This is a genomic window from Streptomyces sp. NPDC040718 (assembly GCF_055593565.1).
Window position 1 is genome coordinate 1 of sequence record NZ_JBVIXO010000029.1, and the last position, 20,006, is coordinate 20,006.

24 protein-coding genes are annotated in these 20,006 nt (G+C 72.9%); 9 read left to right on the plus strand and 15 right to left on the minus strand.

Going from position 1 to position 20,006, the window contains the following annotated elements; translation table 11 throughout:
• The first annotated feature begins 329 nt into the window (after positions 1–329).
• Positions 330–1,268 (plus strand): DUF5829 family protein, encoded by a 939-nt coding sequence (locus ACZ597_RS35060; protein ID WP_471339355.1) that lies wholly within the window; start codon positions 330–332, stop codon positions 1,266–1,268.
• A gap of 81 nt (positions 1,269–1,349) precedes the next feature.
• Here ACZ597_RS35060 and ACZ597_RS35065 read toward each other — a convergent pair whose 3' ends face one another.
• A complete protein-coding gene (locus tag ACZ597_RS35065; RefSeq protein WP_471339357.1) occupies positions 1,350–1,847 on the minus strand; it encodes a LysR substrate-binding domain-containing protein in 498 nt (165 codons plus the stop codon).
• On the opposite strand from ACZ597_RS35065, the gene ACZ597_RS35070 reads away from it, so the two are divergent.
• Together ACZ597_RS35070 and ACZ597_RS35075 are read left to right on the plus strand one after the other, a co-directional pair.
• Entirely contained in the window at positions 1,848–1,979 is a 132-nt protein-coding gene (locus ACZ597_RS35070) for a hypothetical protein (RefSeq protein ID WP_471339359.1), read from the plus strand.
• A gap of 251 nt (positions 1,980–2,230) precedes the next feature.
• A complete protein-coding gene (locus tag ACZ597_RS35075) occupies positions 2,231–2,704 on the plus strand; it encodes a flavodoxin family protein (RefSeq protein ID WP_471339361.1) in 474 nt (157 codons plus the stop codon).
• A 375-nt stretch (positions 2,705–3,079) separates the two neighbouring features.
• Here the strand turns inward: ACZ597_RS35075 and ACZ597_RS35080 are convergent, their stop codons facing one another.
• Positions 3,080–4,651, minus strand: a complete 1,572-nt coding sequence (locus tag ACZ597_RS35080) for an AMP-binding protein (protein WP_471339363.1) — start codon at positions 4,649–4,651, stop codon at positions 3,080–3,082.
• A gap of 307 nt (positions 4,652–4,958) precedes the next feature.
• Here ACZ597_RS35080 and ACZ597_RS35085 point away from each other — a divergent pair, with 307 nt between their 5' ends.
• Positions 4,959–7,241: a M9 family metallopeptidase gene (locus tag ACZ597_RS35085; RefSeq protein WP_471339365.1), complete on the plus strand. Its 2,283-nt coding sequence runs from the start codon at positions 4,959–4,961 to the stop codon at positions 7,239–7,241.
• 4 nt (positions 7,242–7,245) lie between these two features.
• On the opposite strand, the gene ACZ597_RS35090 is transcribed toward ACZ597_RS35085, so the two are convergent.
• From ACZ597_RS35090 to ACZ597_RS35100, 3 genes are all read right to left on the minus strand, one after another.
• On the minus strand, positions 7,246–7,428 hold the full coding sequence (locus ACZ597_RS35090) for a hypothetical protein (RefSeq protein ID WP_471339367.1): 183 nt from the start codon (positions 7,426–7,428) through the stop codon (positions 7,246–7,248).
• Between the two features lie 234 nt (positions 7,429–7,662).
• Complete coding sequence (locus ACZ597_RS35095) at positions 7,663–8,079, minus strand: carboxymuconolactone decarboxylase family protein (protein ID WP_471339369.1); 417 nt, start codon at positions 8,077–8,079, stop codon at positions 7,663–7,665.
• Positions 8,076–8,741, minus strand: a complete 666-nt coding sequence (locus ACZ597_RS35100) for a class II aldolase/adducin family protein (protein WP_471339371.1) — start codon at positions 8,739–8,741, stop codon at positions 8,076–8,078. The genes ACZ597_RS35095 and ACZ597_RS35100 overlap by 4 nt, the downstream gene beginning before the upstream one ends.
• 141 nt (positions 8,742–8,882) lie before the next feature.
• On the opposite strand from ACZ597_RS35100, the gene ACZ597_RS35105 reads away from it, so the two are divergent.
• Entirely contained in the window at positions 8,883–9,269 is a 387-nt protein-coding gene (locus ACZ597_RS35105; RefSeq protein ID WP_471339373.1) for a MerR family transcriptional regulator, read from the plus strand.
• Positions 9,270–9,332: 63 nt separating this feature from the next.
• Positions 9,333–10,244 carry an ADP-ribosylglycohydrolase family protein gene (locus ACZ597_RS35110; RefSeq protein WP_471339375.1) on the plus strand — a complete coding sequence of 304 codons (912 nt, stop codon included), beginning with the start codon at positions 9,333–9,335 and terminating at the stop codon, positions 10,242–10,244.
• Positions 10,245–10,453: 209 nt separating this feature from the next.
• Here ACZ597_RS35110 and ACZ597_RS35115 read toward each other — a convergent pair whose 3' ends face one another.
• The gene (locus tag ACZ597_RS35115) at positions 10,454–10,888 is read right to left on the minus strand and encodes a type IV pili methyl-accepting chemotaxis transducer N-terminal domain-containing protein (protein WP_471339378.1); all 435 of its coding nucleotides are present in this window, start codon (positions 10,886–10,888) and stop codon (positions 10,454–10,456) included.
• Positions 10,889–11,004: 116 nt separating this feature from the next.
• Between ACZ597_RS35115 and ACZ597_RS35120 the strand changes: the two genes are divergently transcribed.
• Positions 11,005–11,193 carry a hypothetical protein gene (locus ACZ597_RS35120; protein WP_471339380.1) on the plus strand — a complete coding sequence of 63 codons (189 nt, stop codon included), beginning with the start codon at positions 11,005–11,007 and terminating at the stop codon, positions 11,191–11,193.
• A gap of 379 nt (positions 11,194–11,572) precedes the next feature.
• On the opposite strand, the gene ACZ597_RS35125 is transcribed toward ACZ597_RS35120, so the two are convergent.
• Positions 11,573–12,676, minus strand: a complete 1,104-nt coding sequence (locus ACZ597_RS35125; protein ID WP_471339382.1) for a right-handed parallel beta-helix repeat-containing protein — start codon at positions 12,674–12,676, stop codon at positions 11,573–11,575.
• A gap of 229 nt (positions 12,677–12,905) precedes the next feature.
• Positions 12,906–14,501, minus strand: coding sequence for an MFS transporter (locus ACZ597_RS35130; protein ID WP_471339384.1), 1,596 nt, complete (start codon positions 14,499–14,501; stop codon positions 12,906–12,908).
• 131 nt (positions 14,502–14,632) lie between these two features.
• Between ACZ597_RS35130 and ACZ597_RS35135 the strand changes: the two genes are divergently transcribed.
• On the plus strand, positions 14,633–15,085 hold the full coding sequence (locus tag ACZ597_RS35135) for a MarR family winged helix-turn-helix transcriptional regulator (protein ID WP_471339386.1): 453 nt from the start codon (positions 14,633–14,635) through the stop codon (positions 15,083–15,085).
• A 119-nt stretch (positions 15,086–15,204) separates the two neighbouring features.
• Here the strand turns inward: ACZ597_RS35135 and cutA are convergent, their stop codons facing one another.
• The 6 genes from cutA to ACZ597_RS35165 all read right to left on the minus strand — a co-directional run bounded on the left by cutA (position 15,205) and on the right by ACZ597_RS35165 (position 18,282).
• On the minus strand, positions 15,205–15,534 hold the full coding sequence (gene cutA, locus ACZ597_RS35140; protein WP_471339388.1) for a divalent cation tolerance protein CutA: 330 nt from the start codon (positions 15,532–15,534) through the stop codon (positions 15,205–15,207).
• A 57-nt stretch (positions 15,535–15,591) separates the two neighbouring features.
• Positions 15,592–15,939 (minus strand): ArsR/SmtB family transcription factor, encoded by a 348-nt coding sequence (locus tag ACZ597_RS35145; protein WP_401243043.1) that lies wholly within the window; start codon positions 15,937–15,939, stop codon positions 15,592–15,594.
• A gap of 175 nt (positions 15,940–16,114) precedes the next feature.
• On the minus strand, positions 16,115–16,489 hold the full coding sequence (locus ACZ597_RS35150) for a hypothetical protein (RefSeq protein ID WP_471339390.1): 375 nt from the start codon (positions 16,487–16,489) through the stop codon (positions 16,115–16,117).
• 117 nt (positions 16,490–16,606) lie between these two features.
• Complete coding sequence (locus tag ACZ597_RS35155) at positions 16,607–17,269, minus strand: lysophospholipid acyltransferase family protein (RefSeq protein WP_471339392.1); 663 nt, start codon at positions 17,267–17,269, stop codon at positions 16,607–16,609.
• Positions 17,270–17,443: 174 nt separating this feature from the next.
• Complete coding sequence (locus ACZ597_RS35160) at positions 17,444–17,755, minus strand: DUF6247 family protein (protein ID WP_471339393.1); 312 nt, start codon at positions 17,753–17,755, stop codon at positions 17,444–17,446.
• A 131-nt stretch (positions 17,756–17,886) separates the two neighbouring features.
• On the minus strand, positions 17,887–18,282 hold the full coding sequence (locus ACZ597_RS35165) for a RidA family protein (RefSeq protein WP_471339400.1): 396 nt from the start codon (positions 18,280–18,282) through the stop codon (positions 17,887–17,889).
• A gap of 161 nt (positions 18,283–18,443) precedes the next feature.
• On the opposite strand from ACZ597_RS35165, the gene ACZ597_RS35170 reads away from it, so the two are divergent.
• On the plus strand, positions 18,444–19,430 hold the full coding sequence (locus ACZ597_RS35170) for a helix-turn-helix transcriptional regulator (protein WP_471339395.1): 987 nt from the start codon (positions 18,444–18,446) through the stop codon (positions 19,428–19,430).
• Here the strand turns inward: ACZ597_RS35170 and ACZ597_RS35175 are convergent.
• Positions 19,406–19,822, minus strand: coding sequence for a hypothetical protein (locus ACZ597_RS35175; protein WP_471339397.1), 417 nt, complete (start codon positions 19,820–19,822; stop codon positions 19,406–19,408). The genes ACZ597_RS35170 and ACZ597_RS35175 overlap by 25 nt on opposite strands.
• Positions 19,823–20,006: the final 184 nt, after the last annotated feature.

Below are 20,006 nucleotides of genomic sequence, written 5' to 3' on the forward strand. Positions count from 1 at the left end.
CCCTGGCAACGCCCCCCACCTACTAACCCCCCTCGCAGCCCGGGCCCAACGCCCCGCCCGGCAACCCGTACGACTACCGGCCCGCCGCCCTACTACCCCGCACCGGATGTGACGTGGGTCCTGTGGGCCGCCTCACCGGCCGAAACCCCGAAACTCACCCCCCGTAGCCGATCAGACCCGCTGAGCTGAGTGGCCCCGATCACTTCCGGCACCCGAATCGAAGGAAACGGGCACGCCGAACACGGCATTCCCAGCCGCCGGCGCCGGCCCTCCACCCCGTGCCGCTTAATGGGCGGCGGACCCTCGCCGCGCGGCCTACGATCGCCCGCATGTCGCATCGTCGTGTACTGCACGTATTAATGGTCCTCGTCGTGGCACTGACCGGATGGGTCGGAGGAGCCACGGGAATCGCGTCGGCGGAGGAGGAAGGGTCGCCGACGGGACGCCAACTGCTGTTCTACAACCACGCCTACGGGGTGCTCGACCGGGAAACCGCCGACGCCATCGAACACTCCGCCTACTTGCGGGACTTCGCCAACTTCCAGGTCCGTACCACGACCGGTTCGGGCGGCGAGACCTGGACCGGCCGGTACCTGATGGGCCGCGAAACCTACCTCGAACTCTTCGGCGTGGGTGACGTCCCCGGCCAGGACGGCACGCTCGGCGCCGGCGGGATGGGGCTGTCCGCCGAACGGGCCGGGGACCTCCCCACGGTCACGGCGCGACTGCGGGACCAGGGCGTGCCGAATCCGGTGGCCTTCCGCCAGACCCGGGACTTCGGCGACGGGGTGCCGGTGCCGTGGTTCGACGCCGTCTTCACGAGCGGCACGTACGACGCCTTCGGCGCCTGGGGCATGGAGTACCTGCCGGAGTACTTCGCCGACCCTCGCGGCAACACCGAGCCGGCCTCCTACCCGGGTGACGTCGGCCGCGAGCGGTACCTGTCCGACGGCTACCGCGACCGCCTCATGAAGGACGTGACCTCGATCCGCCTCGGAGTCACCGCGGGCGACCTGGCCAACACGGTGCCCCTGCTCCGGGCGGGAGGCTTCGTCGTACGCGAGCTCCCCGGCGGCGGCGTCCTGGCGCTGGGCGGCGGTACCACCATCCGCCTGGACACGGTGGCGCGCGAACAGGCCGGGCTGCGCCAGGTCGAGATGTCCCTCAACCGCCCGGTGTTCACCCGGCACGAGGAGCAGATCGGCCGTTCGACCCTCGTGGTCGGCCCCGGCGACCGTGCCGTGTGGACGTTCGGGACCGCCCGTTAGGCAGCCTCCGGTCAGCGGACCCGGGTGAGAGGGGAGAGGGGGTTGCCGCCCCCTCTCCCCTCTCACCTTTCCCCTCTCCGCCTACAGCCCGGGGCCCCGGGGGTGGGGCGGGCCGAGTACGGCGGACGCCAGGTGGTCGCGGAACCAGCGGTGGCCCGGGTCGGCCGAGTTCCGGGGGTGCCAGGCCATGCCGAGGTCCAGGGGTTCCAGGTCGAGGGGGACGGGGAACGTCCGCGGCCCCATGGCCGCGATGGTGTCGGGGAGCCAGTCGGCGAGGCTGAGGGCGACCAGGTCGGTGTCCCGGGCGAGCATCATCGCGCTGGTGTGGCTGGGCACCACGACCGCGGTCCGGCGCCGCAGACCGAGCTCGGCGAGCGCGGTGCCGATGGGCCCGAGGCGTTTGCCGAGGCGGGAGATGCCGATGTGGTCGGCGGCGGCGAAGCGGCGGGCGTCGATCCGCCCGTCGAACAGCGGGTGGCCGCGGCGGGCGATGCCGACACCCGCGAGCAGGTGGGCGAGGTCGAGGTCGGGCTCTTCCCGCTGACCATCGCCTCCTCCCCCGACGGCCGGCTGGCCCACGTGTCCTGCGTCATCTCCTCCACCGTCGGCATCGTCGACCTGGAGGTGCTGGAGCGCGTGGGCCGGCTGGACATCGCCAAGCTCGGCGAACCCGGCGCCCACGGCCTGGCGTACGTCCCGCGCCCGGCCTGACCACCGGCCCCGCCGTACGGTCCACCGGTCCGGATGGTCGGCGCTCCCCACGGCTCGCCCCCCACCCGACGGCTGACGGACTGGCGACGCCGCCGCCGGCGGAAGGCGGACAAGGAGGACCGGCGGGGCCGGAGGACCTGGACGACACGGATCACCGCGAGCACTCCGGCGACCGCGGACCCCGGCCCGGGTGTCACGTCCGGGGACGCCGGATTGTCTCCTCTGCGGAATCGAGAGAAGGGACCACCCCGATGAAGTCCGTCATCGTCTGCGCCTCCGTGTCTCACGGCAACACGCGTCGGGTCGCCGACGCCATGGCCCGCGTCCTGGGCGCGGAGGTCGTCTCCCCCGGTGAGGCCGACCTGGCGGAGTTGGCCGCCGCCGACCTCGTGGGGTTCGGGTCGGGAGTCTTCTACGGCCGGCTCCACCCCAGCCTGGCCGACCTGGTCCGGGCGCTCCCGAACGGGCGCGGGCGGGCCTTCGTGTTCGCCACCAGCGGGCTGCCCGAGCTGCCTCCGGCGCCCTTCACGCGGCCCCTGGTCCGGCGCCTCGTGGACAAGGGCTTCCGGGTGGACGGGACCTTCACGTGCCGGGCGTTCGACACCTGGGGCGCCTTCAGGCTGGTCGGCGGCGTCAACAAGCAGCGTCCCGGCACCGGGGACCTGGCCGCCGCCCGGGCGTTCGCCGAGCGGCTGCGGGACGGGGCCGGGCCCGTACCCCGGTAGGCGGAAGGGGGGGGGAGAGCCTACGACATCGGCGCGGACCTGCGGCACCGGCAGCCCTTCCCCCCGGGGGCGGGGCTGCCGGCGGCCCAGACGGCGGCGCTCTGCGGCTGAGCCCGGGGCCGGGCCCGGGCGCGGCGCCGGAGTCACGCCCGCGGGTGTCCCTGCGCGGCGTCAGCCCGGGGTGAGCCACCGGAGCCCGAGCCGCTCGACCCGCGCGGTCTCCGCCGCGTCGAGCGGCTCGCGGCCGGTGGCCTTGCGCAGCAGGGTGAGCCGGTCCCAGCCGAGTACGCCGGTCGCGGTCTGCGGGGCGAACCGGCCGTCGGGCCGGTAGTACTCCGCCGCGGACTCCGGAGGACCGCGCGGTCCTTCGAGCGGTCAGGGGGAAGCGACGGGTGCGGCGGCCCGGCCGCGGAGCAGCTTCTTGTCCGGCTTGCCCGCGTCGGTCAGGGGCAGCGCGTCGACGAAGACGATGGACGCGGGCTCGTACATGGCGCCCTTCCGGTCCCGCACCATGGCGCGCAGCTCCCCTTCGCCGACGTCGGCGCCCGGCGTGCGGACGACGACCGCGTGGACCCGCTCCATGAGATTGGCGTCGGGGACTCCGAGCACCGCGCTCTGCAGTACCTGCGGGTGGGAGTTCAGCACGTCCTCCAGTTCCACCGTGTACACGTGGCCCCCCACCACCACGATCATGTCCTTCAGGCGGTCGACGATGGTGATGTAGCCCTCCTGGTCGACGAACCCGATGTCACCGGTGTGCAGCCAGCCGTCCCGCAGCACCTCGGCGGTGAGCTCGGGCTGCTTCCAGTAGCCCTTCATCACGTGCGGGGAACGTACGCAGATCTCGCCGTGCTCGCCGGCGGGAAGGTGCCTGCCGGCGGCGTCACGTACGGCGATCTCGACGCCCTCGATGGCCTTCCCGGCGGTCCGCAGCAGCTCCGGGCGCCGCGGGTCGTGGTCCTGCGGGGAGAGCACGCTGATCCCTCCCGCTTCGTTCTGCCCGTAGAACTGGTTGAGCACGGGGCCGAAGCGCCGGACCGCCGCCGCGAGCCGGGTCGGGGAGGAGGCGCAGCCGCCGTAGGTCAGCATGCGCAGGCTGGAGGTGTCGGTGCGGTCGATCTCGGGGTGGTCCATCAACTGGTAGAGGAGCGGCGGCAGCAGGAACGTGTGGGTGATGCGCTCGCGCTCGATGGCGGCCAGCACGGAACCGGGTTCGAACCCGTCCAGCAGGACGACGGTGCCGCCGCGGTGCAGCGCGGTGTCGGCCATGATGCCCGCCGCGTGCGCGAGGGTGGTGCACACCAGGCTCCTGACCTGCCCCTGTTCGGACCAGTGCGGTCCGGCCGAGACCCACTGCTCGAAGGTGGTGCAGATGGCCTTGGGATGCCCGGTGGTCCCACCGGTGTGGCGGATGGTGCAGATGTCCTGCGGGCGCGCCGAACCGGGCAGCGGCTCGCCGGACTCCTCGGCGGCCAGCTCCACGAGGTCCAGGCCCGGGCCCGGCTGCCCCTCCGGCTCCGTCTCCGTCGCGCTGCCCGAGCCGAGGACGAGCACCCGTTCCAGCGGGACCCGCCGGGCCAGCTCGGCGGCGCGCCCGCGCTGGGCGGGGTCGGCTATCAGGGTCCGGGTCTCGACGTCGCGGAGGATGGCGGCGTGCACATCGGCCGAAAGGCCGGCGTAGAGGTGGTTGACGGCGCAGCCGAGGAGACCGGCGGCGTAGCGGGCCGCGATCGTCTCGGGGAGGTTGCCGGAAAGGAGGGTGACCGTCTCACCTCGCCCCACCCCCTGGGACCGCAGCGCGCGGGCCATGCCGTGGACGAGGCCGCGCAGTTCACCCGCGGTCACGCGCCGGTCCCCGTGCACTAAGGCCTCACGGCCGGGCTCCTTTTCGAGTGCGTCGAGAATCTCTTCCACGTGGCTGTGGAAGCGTTCGGCGGTGTCGTTCATGACCGTCCCCATTGGTTGACTTGAGCAACTAGTGGGAGGGTAGCGGCCGATGATCCACAAGCCCAAGCCGGAGGCCGACATCCGGCCAACGCCCCCCCGGGAGGCCCGGCGGGACGACAGCCGAACGCCGGCGGGCAAAGCGGCGGCCGGAAATCCGTGCGCGAGGACTTCCGAAGCGGTGCGGCTTGTGCAATTTTACATGTCACATGTCAATCGCCTGTGTCCCCGCACAAGGCCCCAACGGCCCCGGAGGCCCCCACAGATGCATCCCTTCCGGATATCGAAGGCCGGCGCGCGCAGACTTCCCGTGCTCGGCGCAGCCGCCTTCCTCGCGCTCGGTCTGCTCGCGCCACAGAGCCAGGCCGCGCCCGCCGGCGCCACGACCCCGACCGGTGCGTACGCGGGCCCCGCCGCGGCCCCGGCGCCCCGGTCGATCCCGGTCCCCAAGTCTCCCGACGCCATGAGCAGCGGCTCCCGCCTCCGGATCTCCTCGCAGGACGGCACCGAGGAGTCCGCCCCGGCACCCGCCCCCGCCGTCAGGCCCGCCAAGGGCGACAAGCAGTCCCCGGCCGCCGCCGGGAACGAGTGCGGCGACCTCTCCGGGGTGGTCAACGCCACCGGCGGCACGCTGGTGCAGCGGCTCAAGGCCCTGCCCCAGATCACCTGTACCTACCCGCTGTTCGGCCTCACCGGGGAGGACGCCCGCAAGGCCTTCCGCGAGTCCCAGATGGTGACCGTCGCGGGCGCGCTGCGCGACGCCTCCGCCGGCTACTCCGGCGACAACCGCGCCGCCATCGGGCAGCTCGTGCTGTTCCTGCGCGCCGGCTACTACGTGCAGGACAACCACGCGGACGTCGTCGGCGAGTACGGCACGGCGCTGGACACCGCGGCGCGCGACGCGCTGGACGCCTTCTTCGCCTCCCCGCGCAGCAAGGACGTCACCGACGCCAACGGCGAGATCCTCAACGAGGTCGTCACGCTGATCGACAGCACCCACACGGCCGGCCGGTACGCCGGCGTCGTCAAGTGGATGCTCGGCGGCTACGACAGCACCTGGCCCGGTCAGATGGACCTCGCCATGCAGCACGTCGAGTGGGTCGTCGAGAACGGGTTCAAGGCGAAGAACGACGGCCGCGGCTGGCGGGCCGCCCTCAAGGCCGACCCCGCCATCCTCGACACCTGGGCCGGCTTCATCACGCGCAACGGCGCTCAGCTGAACCGCCTGGACGTCGTCAGCAACGTCGGCCGCCACCTCGGGCACGCCCTCGACGTCCCCGAGCTCAAGGACCGGCTGCGGCCGCTGCTGAAGGACCTGGTCAACCGCTACCCGAACGTGGGCCCCACGGCCCCGATCACCATGAACCTCGGCTGGTACACGCGCCAGTACGACAGGGGCAACTGCGCGGCCTACGCCATCTGCGACCTGGGCGAGCGCGTGCTCCCGGCGATCCTGCCGATCCAGCACACCTGCACCCCGGGCCTGAAGATCCGCGCCCAGGACATGTCCCCCGGCCAGCTGGCGGGCACCTGCGCCGGCCTGGTCAACCAGGACGCCTACTTCCACCGGATCATCGGCGACAAGGGCGCGATCCCCGGTGACCTGAACACCGACCTGGAGGTCGTCGTCTTCGACGACTACACCAACTACTCGCTGTACGCCTGGGCCATCTACAACATCGACGTCGACAACGGCGGCATGTACGAGGAGGGCAACCCCGCCGCCGCCGGCAACCAGGCCCGCTTCATCGCCCACGAGGCCCAGTGGCTGCGTCCGGACTTCCGGATCTGGAACCTCAACCACGAGTACACCCACTACCTCGACGGCCGCTACAACATGGCGGGCGACTTCGAGGCCGGCATGACCACGCCGACCATCTGGTGGGTCGAGGGCATCGCGGAGAACATCTCGTTCGGCTACCGGGGCGAGCGCAACGCCGACGCGATCGCCGCGGCCGGCAAGAAGACGTACAAGCTCAGCGAGCTGTTCGACACCGTCTACGGCCAGGACGAGGATCCGCAGGTCAACTCGGACCGGGTCTACCGCTGGGGCTTCCTCGCGGTCCGCTACATGCTCCAGGCGCACCCCGCCGACGTCCAGACCGTCCTCGGCAAGTACCGGGCCGGTGACTGGAACGGTGCCCGCACCTTCCTGAAGCAGACCATCGGCACCGGCTACGACGCCGGCTTCGCCACCTGGCTGACGACGGCCTGCGCGACCGACGGCTGCGGCCCGCTGCCGGAGGCGGCCCCGTCCACCCCGCTGTGCACCCTCGCCGATGCCCGCCAGTTCGACGGCAACTGCCGCCGGGACGGCCTCGCGGCCGCCGCCGGCAACTACAGCCACCACTTCGTGTACCTGCCGGCCGGCGTCAAGCAACTGACCATCACCAGCAGCGGCGGCACCGGCAACGCCGACCTCTACTACAACGGCGACAACTGGGCCACCACCGGCAGCCACCAGGCGAAGTCCGCCAACGCCGACAACGGCGAGACCCTGACGATCGACAACCCGCCGTCCGGCTGGGTGTACTTCAGCCTCGCCGGCGCGCAGGGCTTCAGCGGGGTGAGCCTCTCCACGCAGTCCAGGTAGCGGATCAGCCGCGCTGGCGGCGCTCCTGTCGCCACCTGCCCGGGCTCGGCAGGAGCTTGCCCAGGGCCAGGGCTGCGAACAGGAGCGTCGTGGCGGCCACCGTCCACCCGAGTACGCCGATGCCGGCGGTGGCCGGCACCCCGGCCGCTCCCGTTCCCGATACTCCTGCCGCCACCGGTCCGTACATGTTCTGGCTCCTTCCTCCGGGCTTTCGGACGGTGCCCATGGTGGTCGGCGGCGGCCGCGTCCGCGTCCGCCCGGGGAGGGCAGCGCTCCGTACTCCTGCGGCAGGAGCCCGCTACTGCCGCAGGAGTAGCGCGCACGTGGCCGTACATCCCGGCGCGGATGCCGGCGGCCTCCCTCCCTGGTGCGTCACGGAGCCCCTGGGCCGGCCTCCGGTGACAGCAGCGGCCCTGTCTCCTCAGGGGCCGGCCGGGGCGTCGGGGTGGTCCGGCTGCGGCAGGAGTTCGGCGACGATCTCGGTGCCGAGTGCGTACGCCGGTACGCCGGCGGTGATGAGCGCGGTCTCGGCGACGCCGATGAGGTCGGCCATGGCGGCTCCGGCGTGCAGGGCGCCCCGGGCGTGGATGCGGGCGGGGTGGGCCCGGCCGAGGGCCAGCAGCTGCCCGAAGTGGACGAGCTGCTGCACCTTCGCGCCCAGCGGACTGTCCGTCAGCACGATGTGGCGCAGCGCCGCGAGGGCCTCCTCGGTCGGCAGCCGGCCGAACTCCTCGGCCAGGCGCAGCCGGTCCTGTACCCCGCCGGGAACGGTTCCGAGGGTGGAGCGGTAGCGGTCGCGTACGGCCTCCGTACGGGAGGCGTGCGTGTCCCGCGTCACGATGCGATCCGGGCGATCGCGGCGCGGACGGCTTCCTGGGCGCCCGGGGGGAAGTCCACGGCCCCTCCGATCGCCGCGGCGGCGATCTCGGCTTCGGCGCTCTCCTCGATGGCCACCACGAGGTGGGCGGTGGCCGCCGCGTCCGGGCCGAACACCAGCAGGCCGTGGTTGGCCAGCAGGACCGCGGCCGTCGTGGGGCAGCGTTCCAGCACCTCGGCGATGCCGCGCACCGACACGTCCGATCCGCGAGGTCCCCAGGGGACGACGGGGACGTCCTCGGCCTGTCCGAAGCGCAGCATCGGCTCGGTGCGGCAGGGCAGCGGCCGGTGGGCCACGGCGAAGGCGGTCGCGGAGGGCGAGTGGGTGTGGATGATGGCGCCCACCCGGGGGCGGGCCCGGTACACGGCGCTGTGCATGGCGATGATCTCGGCGCTGACGGACTGCAGCTCGCCTTCGAGGACCTGGCCGTCGAAGCCGACGGTCGCGAGCTCCTCGGGGCGCAGGCCACGGACGAACCCCGGCGTCAGCAGGAGGCGTTCGCCGTCGAGCCGGGCGCTGAGGTTGGCGTGTCCGGAGTGGGACATGACCCCGGCCTCGAGGAGCTGTTCCGCGGCTCGCGCCAGCTGTCCGGCGCGCTCTTCCCGTACGTGCGTGTCGCTCATGGCGTATCTCCAAGTGTGCTGTCAGCGGGCGCTCGTTCGCCGCTGTCCACGTGCCGACCACTCTTCAACTTGAACTAAGGTTCAAGTCAAGTGCCGGGAACGGCGGGCAGGCGGCAGCCGGAGGGGGAACGGAACGTGGGCATGACGATCGGGCGGCTCGCCGAGATCACGGGGGTCCCCGCTTCGGCCATCCGGTACTGGGAGCGGCACGGCCTGCTGCCGGCACCGGAGCGGGTGAGCGGGCAGCGGCGCTACCCGCCGGAGGCCGCCGAGCGGATCACGGTGCTGCGCAAGTGCCAGCAGGCCGGTCTGACCCTGGTCGAGATCGGCGAGTTCCAGCGGGAGCAGTCGCGCCGCGAGGCGATGATCCGCGCCAAGATCGGCGAGATCGAGCAGCGGATGGTCGACCTCGACCACGCCCATCAGCTCCTGACCCACGCCCTCAAGTGCGGGGAGGAGGACATCGTCAGGTGCCCGAAGTTCCGGGAGCAGATGGCGGCGTGGCAGACGGAGCGCCCGGCACCGTGACGGTGGCCCTCCCCCGCCGAAATCGGGGTGCCCGCCACGGCGCCGCCTTGTGATACTGCTGCGATGACCGTTCTGCCCACTCCCGCGATGGACTCGCTGTCCGGCCTCGCCTTCGGTGACGCCTTCGGTGACCGCTGGTTCGGGATCCTCCGCCGGGAGGGCCCGGCGGCCCTGGAGGCCCGGGTCCTGCCCCCGGAGCCGCTCTGGAGGTGGAGCGACGACACCGCGCAGGCGGTCGTTCTCGTACGGGAACTCGTCGAGGGCGGCGGCGCCGTCGACCACGACCGCTTCGCCCGGCGCCTCGCCGAGGCCTATGCCGCCGACACGCACCGCGGCTACGGGGCCTCCATGCACGACGTGCTCCGCCGGATCGGCGCGGGCGAGCCGTGGCGGGAGGTGGTCGGCGGGCAGTTCGGCGGCCAGGGGTCCTGGGGCAACGGCGCGGCCATGCGCGCCGCCCCGCTCGGCGCCTGGCACGCCGCCGACCTCGACGTCGCCGCCGGGCGGGCCGCCGAGCAGAGCGCGGTCTCGCACCACCACCCGGAGGCCGCCGCCGGGGCGGTGGCGGTCGCCGTGGCCTCGGCGCTGGCCGCCCGCAGCCGGGGCGGGGCGGCGCCGGCGCGGCCGGAGTTCCTGCGGGCCGTCGCCGAACGGCTGCCCGTCGGGGATGTCCGTTCCGGCGTGCGGATCGCGGCCCGGATGCCGGAGCACACCTCGGTCCGGCACGCCGCGGAGGTGCTGGGATCCGGGTACCGGATGTCCGGCCCCGACACCGTCCCCTTCGCCCTGTGGTGCGCGGCGGGACACCTCGACGACCTCCACGAGGGGTTGTGGTTCACCGTCGCGGGGCGCGGCGACATCGACACCACCTGCGCCATCGCGGGCGGTGTGATCGCCGCCCGCACGGGCGTCGCCGCTCTCCCGCCCGCCTGGCACGCGGCCCGTGAACCCCTGCCGCCGGTCGTGCCGCGGTAGGGGGCGGGCCTCGCACGGTTCCCGGCCGCTCCTCGGTCCGACGGCGAGCCTGGCGTCGTGCACGGCGTCGGCCGGCGGGGGTGTGCCGGACGCGGTGTGAAGAAGCGGTCGGCGTCCTCCGGCTGGCACGCCGGACCCGGCCCGGCACGTCGTGTGCCGGGCCGGGTCGGGTTTCGGCTTCGGGGTCCGCGCGTGAGGTCAGGGCACCGTCAGCACTTGAGGCCGGTGGAGGCGGCCGTCGAGGCCTCGTCCAGCTTCTGGATCTGCGGCTGGAGCTGGGTGAGGGCGTCCTTCCCGGTGGTGTCGCCCGGCAGGTCCTCGTAGCCCTTCTTGAGGTTCTCGGCGGCTTCCTTGACCGCGTCCTGCTGCGCCTTCTCGAGCTTGGAGACGTTGTCCTTGACGTTGCCCCAGTCCTTCTGGACGGCGTCGTAGGCGTCCTTGACCTGGTCCTTGGTCGCGGAGGCGGGGTTCATGGCCTTCAGCTTGGCGTTGTCCGACTTGAGGGCGTTCAGGTCCGTGCAGAGGTCGGCCGCGGCCTGGGTGGCCTGCTCGGCGGCCGAATTGTCGTCGCCGCTGTCGGAGCAGGCGGCGAGTCCGAACACCGCACTGACGCAGAGCACGCCGATCACGGGGATTCTCTTCATGGGAGACCTTCCTGGCAGGACAGACCGGATGTACAAGACCTTTCGGTTCGCAAGGCAAAACTAAGCAGAAAGGGGGTGTCCCGCATCCGTACGCCGACCGTTCGATACCTTGGCGGATGCCGGAGGACACCACCGTGCGGGAGCTGTGGGACAGGACCCGCCTGGCCCTGCCGCCCTGGACCCGTGTCCCCGTGGACGATCCGCACGCACGCTGCGCGGAGGCGGTGACCGCGGCGGCCGGCGTGCTGTGGGCGGGCTGCGACGACGCGCTCCTCGACGCGCCGGCCACGGCACTCGCGGTGTGACGCCGCTGTCGTGTTCCGCGCGCAGCGCGAGCGGGACGGGGTCAGGGCTTCCCGATCCCGGCGAGGGACGGCCGCCGCCCCTGCTCCCGGAGCCCAGCCGCCAGGACGGTCTCCCTCCTGAACGGGACCCCGGGGAGCACACCGCCAAGGGCTCCGGCCACTCGGAGGCTCGCCTGCTGGCGGGCCCGCCCGCCCCGGAACCGGTCGTCACGACGGCGCCCATCCGGTCGACTCCGGCTAGTCGGCGGCTGGTTGACGCGTCATGCCACCGGCCCCGGGACGGCCCGGTTTCGGCAGACCGTCACCAAGGGCGCGGCGGCTCAGGCGCCGAGCGGCCACTGCGCCGGTTCGGCGTTGAAGCCCCGGAAAGCTGCGCGGTCTAGCGTCCGTTGGTCACCGTCGCGGTGAAGCCGCAGCACTCGAACTTCCGGATGCGGTCTCCGGAGACCTTCGTGATCTTCACCTGGTCCAGCCGTACGGTGGTGTCGACGGCGGTGGCGACGGCCGCGATCCCTCCCCCGCCGCCCCGGATGGTGTCCTTGACGGCGTTGAACCTGCCGTCCTGGAAGGCGATCCCGAAGTACTCGTTGTCGATGAGGGTGTTGTGGCTGGTGTCCATCGAGCCGAAGGCGTAGATGCCCAGCTGGTTGCGGAGGAGGCGGTTCTTGCCGACCACGACGCCGGTGTTGGCCAGGATGCCGGCGTGCTGGATCTCGGTGAAGAAGTCGGGGCCGCAGCCCGGGTCCGGCTCGCGGCAGGCGTTGTCGCTCACGGTGTTCCGCTCGGCCCGGCCGGTCGCCTCGACGTACTCGATGCCGTCGGTGGAGATGCTCTTCTGCCCGGTGACGACGTTGTCGAGCACGGTGGCCTTCGAGGCTTCGCCGAGCACGACGATGCCGGACCCCTGATAGTCCGTGATCTTGGAGTCGCGGATGTCCGCCGACCCCGCTCCGACGGGGAAGTCCCCGATGAGGACGGCGTTGGCGCTCCGGAAGCACGGGGCCATCGGGGTGTCCTTGATGTGGCTGACCGCCGCGTGGCTCAGGTCCAGGTGCGCCCCGTCCAGGACCCGGACGCCGGCTCCGAGGGCGCCCTCCTCGCAGGTGCCGGAGCCCGGCCCGCTCACCGTGAGACGGGAGATCTTCACGGACGCCGAGTTGTCCAGGGACACGATCGCGTTGCGGCCGTCGGAGCCCGCCACCAGCTGTTCGGGAGCGAGGATGGTGGTCCGGCCGGCGCCCGCCCCCGTGAGGGAGAGGTTCTTGTGGATCGTCACCTGCTCGCGGTAGACGCCCGGGCGCAGCGCGATGCGGTCCCCGGGGCGTGCGGCGTCGACCGCGGACTGGACGGTCGGGTAGGCGGCCGACGGCACCACCAGTTCGCGCGGCTGGGACGCGGCGGACGACGGGGCGAGGGAGCCGAGGGCCACCGAGGCCAGCAGCGTGCCGAGGGCCGCCGCGCAGCGTGAGCGGAGGGGGTTCATTGCGTTCTCCTGCCGAAGGGAGGGCCGCCGGCCGCGCAAGCCGCCCGGCGCCGTGGGGACACGTGGCGGAGCGGCGGGAACGGCCGGTTCACACAGGGCCACCCGAGCACAGGGCGGTCGGAATCGGCGGGGGCCTTGCCGCAGGGGTGGGCCGTCCGGAGCAGCGGGACCACACGGCAAGGCGGGAGGGCGCCCGATGTCCGGGCGCCCTCCCGCCGGCCCGCCCTGCCTACGCGTCCACCGGTCCTGTGCGGCGGCGGTCCGGCCGGAACCCGATGGCCAGGACCACCGCGCCGGCGAGCGCGAAACCCGCCGTCCAGAGCGCGCCGACGTGCATGGCGTGGAAGAACGCGGTGTCGGCCGCCCGGGCGAGCCCGGCGTCGTGGGTGGCGGCCGCCACGTGCCTGGCGAGCTCCGCCGAGACCCGGGCCTGGATCCGTACCTCTTCCGGGAGGCCGGTGAGGGAGCCGTCCATCGCGCGCCGGTAGACGATCGAGGTGATCGTGCCGCCGGCCGCGATGCCCAGGACGCTGCCGGTCTGGCGCAGGGTGCTGTTGACCGCGCTGCCCGCGCCGGAGCGCTCCAGCGGCAGGGAGCCCAGTACCGCGCCCGTGACGGGGGCGATGACCATGCCGATCGCGGTTCCCTGGACCACCATGACCGCCGAGTACCAGGCGATCGGCGTGGTCGCGCCGAAGAGGGCCAGGGTCCCCATCGCCAGGGCCGCGACGGCGAGCGAGGCGGACGAGACGAGCCGGACGGACGTGCGACGGGCCAGCCGGACGGCGACCGGTGAGCCGACGACCACTCCGAGCGCTGCCGGGAGCCCCAGGAGCGAGGCCTCGAACGCCGAGTAGTGGCGGGCGCCCTGCAGGTAGAAGGCGAGGTAGAACGAGCCGGACGTCAGGGCCAGGAAGACCAGCATCAGGGTGAGGTTCCCGGCGGCGAACCGGCGCTGCGCCAGCAGCCGGGGGTCGAAGCTCGGGTGGGCGATCCGAAGCTCCGTGACCACGAACGCCGCGATCAGGGCGATGCCCGCCGCAGTGCAGCCCCAGACGGCCGGGTGGGCGAAGGACGCGTCCTGGCCGGCCCGGATCAGGCCGTACGCGAGGAGGCCGAGGCCGCCGGTGGACAGGACCAGCCCGGCCGGGTCCAGCGGACGGACCTGCGGGCTGCGGAAGTTGGGCACGTACCGCGCGACGAAGCAGAGGCCGATGACGACCACCGGTACGTTGACCAGGAACACCGACCCCCACCAGAACGCCGCGAGCAGCGCCCCGGCCAGGATCGGCCCCGCGGCGAGGCCGACGCCGGCGAAGGACGACAGCGTGCCGAAGGCGGCAGGCCGTTCCGCGGGCTCGAAGGTCCAGCTGACCACCGCCATGGTGGCCGGCACGAGCAGCGCGGCGCCGACTCCCATCACGGCGCGGCCGGCGATCAGCTGGGCGGGGGTGGCTGCGTAGGCGGCGAGGGCGGAGGCGGCGCCGAACAGGGCCATGCCGGCCAGCAGGGTGTTGCGGTGGCCGAAGCGGTCGCCGAGCGCGCCGCCGGTGAACATCAGGCAGGCGAAGGCCAGTGTGTAGGCGCCCGTGGCCCACTGGAGCTGGCCGGGGGTGGCGCCTAATCCCCGGACGGGGTCGGACAGCGTCTCGAAGGCCGTGGACAGGATGGTTCCGTCGAGCCAGATGAGGAGCTGGGAGAAGACGAGGACGCCGAGGATCAGGCGGCGCCGGGCCGGTGGAAGGGCGGACCCGGCCGGTGCCGGTGCGGAGGCCGGTGCCGGCGTCGTCGGCGGTGCCGTCGGCGGTTGGGTGGCGGATGACATGCGTGACTGCCTTCGGATCAGGGCGGGTTCGGGTGCGGCACGGCCGCGGAGTAGGATCGTCAAGTACCTGACGGTCGCCTCATCGTGACAACTCGTCAAGTACCTGTCAATCATGATTTCGGAGGTCGCCGATGGGCGAGCAGACCCAGGGCCGGGTGCTGAGCTTCCTGGTCCGCCACACCTGGCTCGGCATGCGGGCGGCGATCGGGGCCGAGCTGGCGGAATTCGGGCTGACCGTGCCGCAGTTCGCGACCCTGATGATGGTCCGGGCCTCGCCGGGGATGTCCGTGGCGCAGCTGGCCCGCTCGGTCGGGAGCACCCGCCAGGCCGCGAACGAGATGCTCTCCGCCCTGGAACGCGACGGCCTGATCACCCGTTCCCCGCACCCCACCGACCGCAGGACGCACCAGTTGCACGTCACCGGCCTGGGGAGCGCCCGCTACGAGGAGGCGCTCCCGGCCGTCGCGCGCCGCGAGGCGGAGCTGGAGGAGGGGCTCACCCCGGGGCAACGGGAAGCCGCCCTCGCCTGGATGTCTGCCGTCACGGCCGCCTGCCGGGAGCCGGCGGACGGCTGCGGCGCCTGAACCGGGGGCCGCCCGCGAGGACGTGCACCCGGGGCCCTACGGCGTCGGCCGGGACACATGACCGAGCCCGCCCGGGTGGGGGGCGGGCGGTTCCCCGCCCCCGTACTGCCGCCGGGCGGCTACCGGCCGGTGCTGGTCCGCGTCCACTCCAGGTAGGCCTCCGAGGCCTCGGTCACCGGAACGAGGAACCACTGCGGCGCCTCGTGGGTGTGCCGTTCGAGCACCCACTGCCGCAGCTCGGCCACACGTTCCGGCGCGGTCTGGAAGGAGACCCGGTACTGGCGTTCGTGACGCACCTTCTCGTTCCACCGGGTGAAGGTCGTCATCCGCGCGTCGACGTGCGCCCCGGCCGCGAGTCGCGCCTCCACCGCGCCCTGCGCGATGTCGTAGGCCAGCGACTCGTCGTCCACCACGGTCTGGGCGACCGCGATCCCGTTCCCACCGCTCACTGCTCCACCCCTCCTCGTTTCCGAACGGCCCCACCCTAGGGTCTGTCCGGCGCCGGCCTACATGCGGGCCGGTGCGGGGTCGGAATCGTTGAGCTCGGCGATCAGGGCGTTGCGGCCGGCCAGCATCTCCGTGAGGATCCGGCGCGCTGCGCGCAGGAGTTCGGCGACGTCGCCGCCGGCGAGGGCGTACGTGACGGTCGAGCCCTCGCGGGTGGAGACGACGATGCCCGAGCGGCGCAGGACGCCGAGCTGCTGCGACAGGTTGGACGCCTCGACGTCGATCTCGGCCAGCAGGTCCCGTACGGGCATCGGGCCGTCCTGGAGGAGCTCCAGCACGCGGATCCGTACCGGGTGACCGAGCATCCGGAAGAACTCGGCCTTGGCCTGGTACAGCGGGACCTGCATTCCCACGACGCTCCTGTTCCTCTTCGAACGGACTACGGCTCGGGCGGGGATCACCGCCCCCACCCATCGTCGCGTCCTGTCGGCCCACGCGGAACCGATGATGACCGGTTTCACATGTTCCGAGTTGAAGAGTTCTTCAACTCGTGGGCATGCGTGGGCCCGACGGACGCCGCGACTAGACCTCCAGCTCGCCTTCGATGCGGCTGAGCTGGTGCCGGGCCATCGCCAGGTTCGACCTGCCCCGGTCCAGGACCAGGTAGAGGAACAGACCGCCGCCGGAGCGGCTGCGCCGGATCCGGATCAGGTGGTACTGGCCGCCGAGCGTGATCAGGACGTCCTCGATCTCGTCCTGCATCCCGAGCATCTCCATCGTGCGCAGCTTGGCCCGGATGACGTCGGTGTTCCCTGCGGCCGCCACCGTCAGGTCCAGGTCCTTGCCGCCGCCGAGCGTGCCCAGGGCCATCCCGCTGGCGTAGTCCACCAGCGCCACCCCGAGGGCCCCCTCGATCGAGGTCATCGCTTCCTTCAGTGACACTTCCACGTTCGCCATGGCCGTCCTCCGTTGGTGTCGTGTGCCGGGCGCGGCACGGATCTTCCGTACCGGGACGCTACCGATCGCGCGGCTCCGTACGGCCGGATCACCGGAATTGGCCGGATTCCGCCCTCGTCACGCGGCGTGCGCGGCGGGCTCGCGCAGACGGGCGGCCGCGGTGCGCCAGGCGTCGGTGACGGCGGTGTGCGCCTGGAGGGTGCGGGCGGCGGTGTCGCCGGTCAGCTCCAGCGGGCGTCCGACGTGGACGTGCAGCCGGGGCCGCCGCAGCGGGGCGGTGACGAGGCCGGCGACCTGCTTGGCGGCTCCTCCGGAGGTGATGCGCCTGGACCCGGCCTGGCCCACCGGTACGACGGGAGCTCCCGTACGCGCGACGAGCCGGGCGAGCCCGCTGCGGAAGGCCAGGGGCGCGGCTTCGGCGGCGTCGCGGCGGGAGGGGATGCCGCCTTCGGCGTACATGAGCACCGAACGCCCGGTCGCGAGTGCGGACGCGGCGTGGTCGAGGGCCTCGGCGGCCCTCCGGTCACCCCGGTGGACGGGGATGTGGCCCTCGCGGACGAGCAGGCGCCCCAGGACCGGGGTGCGCCACAGGCCGGCGGCGGCCATGACGACGGGCTCGACACCGCAGCGGCGCAGGGCGGCGAGGACCACGGCGGGATCGGCGAGGGAGGTGTGGTTGGCGACGATCACGCTGCCGGGCGGCACGTGGGCGTCGGGCTCGGTGGTGACGCGGACGTGTCCGAGGGTGGGGACGACGAGCTGGGCGAGACGGCTGAGCATGGCGTTCATTCCCGTTCGTGACGGCGGCTACGACGACTGCGGCGGACTGCGGCGCCTGCCCCCAGCGTCGTCAACGCGTGCCCGGTCCGCCTGAGTCGTCCTACTCAGACCCAACGGGTCGCCCTACCCAGAGGGTGCGCGCGCCGCCCCGCGGCCCGCCCGCGGCGGGGGTGCTCAGCGGCGCCTGCGGCGCAGCTCCTCCAGGCCGGTGAACCCGCTCTCGTCACGGCCGGAGGCGAGGAACGCGTCGACCTCCGGGGCGGACGCGAGCCGGGCCTGCCAGGTACTGACGACCTCGTACGGCGCGGCCAGGGAGAACGTCCGGCGGGACTCCTCCAGCGCCCTCGCCCACTCCGCCTCGAAGGCGGGCACCCAGCGGCCGGCCCGGCGGTCGGCGCGCAGCGCCGCGAGGAGTTCGGCCGGGGCGCCGGACGCGGGGGCGGGGGCTCGGAGCGGGGCGGGTACGTGCTCGGGCTGTGCGCTCACGGGCTCCTCCAGGCGGGTCGTACCCACACGGTAGCGGCCCGGGGTACCGCCGGGACCGGAGCGCGCCCCGGTTCCTCCCGCCACCGACGGACCGGGCCGGCTCCGCGCCTGGGACCCCGAGGCGTACCGCGTCAGGCGACGGCGGTCCCCTCCAGCTCGACCATCAGGCCGGGGATCGCCAGCCGCGTCACCCCGAGCATCGTGCTGGTCGGCGCCACGCGGGCGGCGCCCAGCCGCGCCGCCAGCACACCGTAGTGCCGGTAGAGCAGATCGACGTCGGTCGTGTAGACGCCGAGCCGGACGAGGTTCGCCAGGGACATGCCGGCCTCGCCGAGCACGGCCTCCAGGTTGTCGATGCTCAGCGCCAACTGCGCCCCCATGTCCCCCTCGTGCTGCGGCTTGCCGTCGGCGCTCATAGCGGTCTGCCCCGAGATGTACAGGGTCCGCGTGTGCCCCGAGACCAACTCTCCCTGGTTGAAGCCGAATTCCGTCGACCACGCCACCGGGTTGACCGCCGTTCGTTCCATCGCCACGTCAGCTCCGTTCGATCCACTGGGAATAGGTGCGTACACACGTACGTACGCGCGTCCGTCGGCCCGGCGGGCGCCGGGCCGGCTTCGACGTCGTGGGAACGAGCCTCGCAAGTAATCACGACATCCTCGGTCAGGTATTCCGTTAGGGTTCCGGCATGCGCGCCGATCGGCTGGTCTCGCTGGTGCTCCTGCTGCGACAGCGCGGCCGGCTGACCGCGGACACCTTGGCCCGCGAGCTGGACGTTTCCACCCGCACCGTGCTGCGCGACATCGAGGCGCTTTCCGCCGCCGGTGTCCCGGTCTACGCCGAACGCGGCCGGCACGGCGGCTTCGCGCTGCTGCCCGGCTTCCGGACCGAGCTCACCGGCCTCAACCACGACGAGGCCCTCGCCCTGCTGGCCGCCGGATCGGGGCGCGGCGAGCTGGTGTTCGGCCTCGGCTCGGCGCTGGCCTCGGCCATGCGCAAGGTCGTCGACGCGCTGCCCGAAGGCCACCGGGCCGTCGCGAGCGACGCCGCGCAGCGGTTCCTCGTCGACCCCGAGAGCGACCTGCTCTCACGCCGGCCGGCCGCCGACGGGATACCCGGGACCGCGTTGACGGAGGTCCGGCGCGCGGTGCTCGCCGGACACAAGCTGCGCATCCACTACGCGGCCACGGACGAGGCGCCGCGGTGGCGTACGGTCGACCCGATCGGCCTGGTCACGGTGCGCGACCGGGGGTACCTGCTGGCCACGAGGGCGGGCGAGGACCGCACCTACCGGCTGTCGCGGGTGCTGGCGGCCGAGGTGCTCCCCGAGGCGGCGGAACGCCCGAACCGGGTGGATCTGGACCGGATCTGGCGGGAGCGCTCCGCGCGGTTCCTCTCCGGCGGCGGGCACATCGCCGTGCTGGTACGGGTGGACCCGGGGCGGCGGGAGGAACTGCTGGACACCGCGCTGGCCGTCCGCGCGGAGGAACCCGGCACGGACGACGACGGCTGGGTGCGGCTGGAGGTGACGTTCCAGGACGCACGGCACGCCGAGTGGGCGCTGTGGCAGCTCGGCACGGACGCGGAAGCCCTGACCCCCCAGACCTTGCGCACCGCCCTGCGCACCCGCGCCACCGAGCTCGCCGCCCGCTACGCCGACCCGTCGCGGGAGTGAGCGGCCGCCACGTCCGGGCGGTCTCGCCGCAGGCGGACACCGCGGGCGTTCAGCAGCACCTGCGCCTCGGAGATGCCGCAGGCGAACTCCTCACGGATCCTCTGCACGGCTTGGAGCCTGCGGTCCTCCAGGATCAGGTAGTCGATCTTCGACCAGCGGAGGTCCGTACCGTCGCCGGGCTGCTGGCAGGCATGGTTCTCGGCCCGGGGCAACGCAACGGCGCCGACGATGGTCTTGTCCAGGGCGAAGCCGGAGCTCGATTCCCTGGGCTGGATGCCGAGTTCCCGGCAGAGCCCCTCGCGCAGATCGTGCAGCTCGCGGCGGATCGCATCGCGCTGTGCGAGCGCCTCGTCCAACTCGGCCCGTATCGTGTTCGTCCCGTCATCAGGCATGGGTTGTTCCTTCCAATGGATCGAGTCCGCGCCCCGCAGGACGGTGTCCGCATCGTCGGCCGCGTGCGCCCCCGGGAGCACCGGCCCTCCGGCTAGATGAGTGAGTCCGATGTTCTTAGTGGTCGTAGGCGATCAGGGATCGTTTGATCTTGGTGCCGGTGGTCCAGTTGTGCCAGATGCCGGC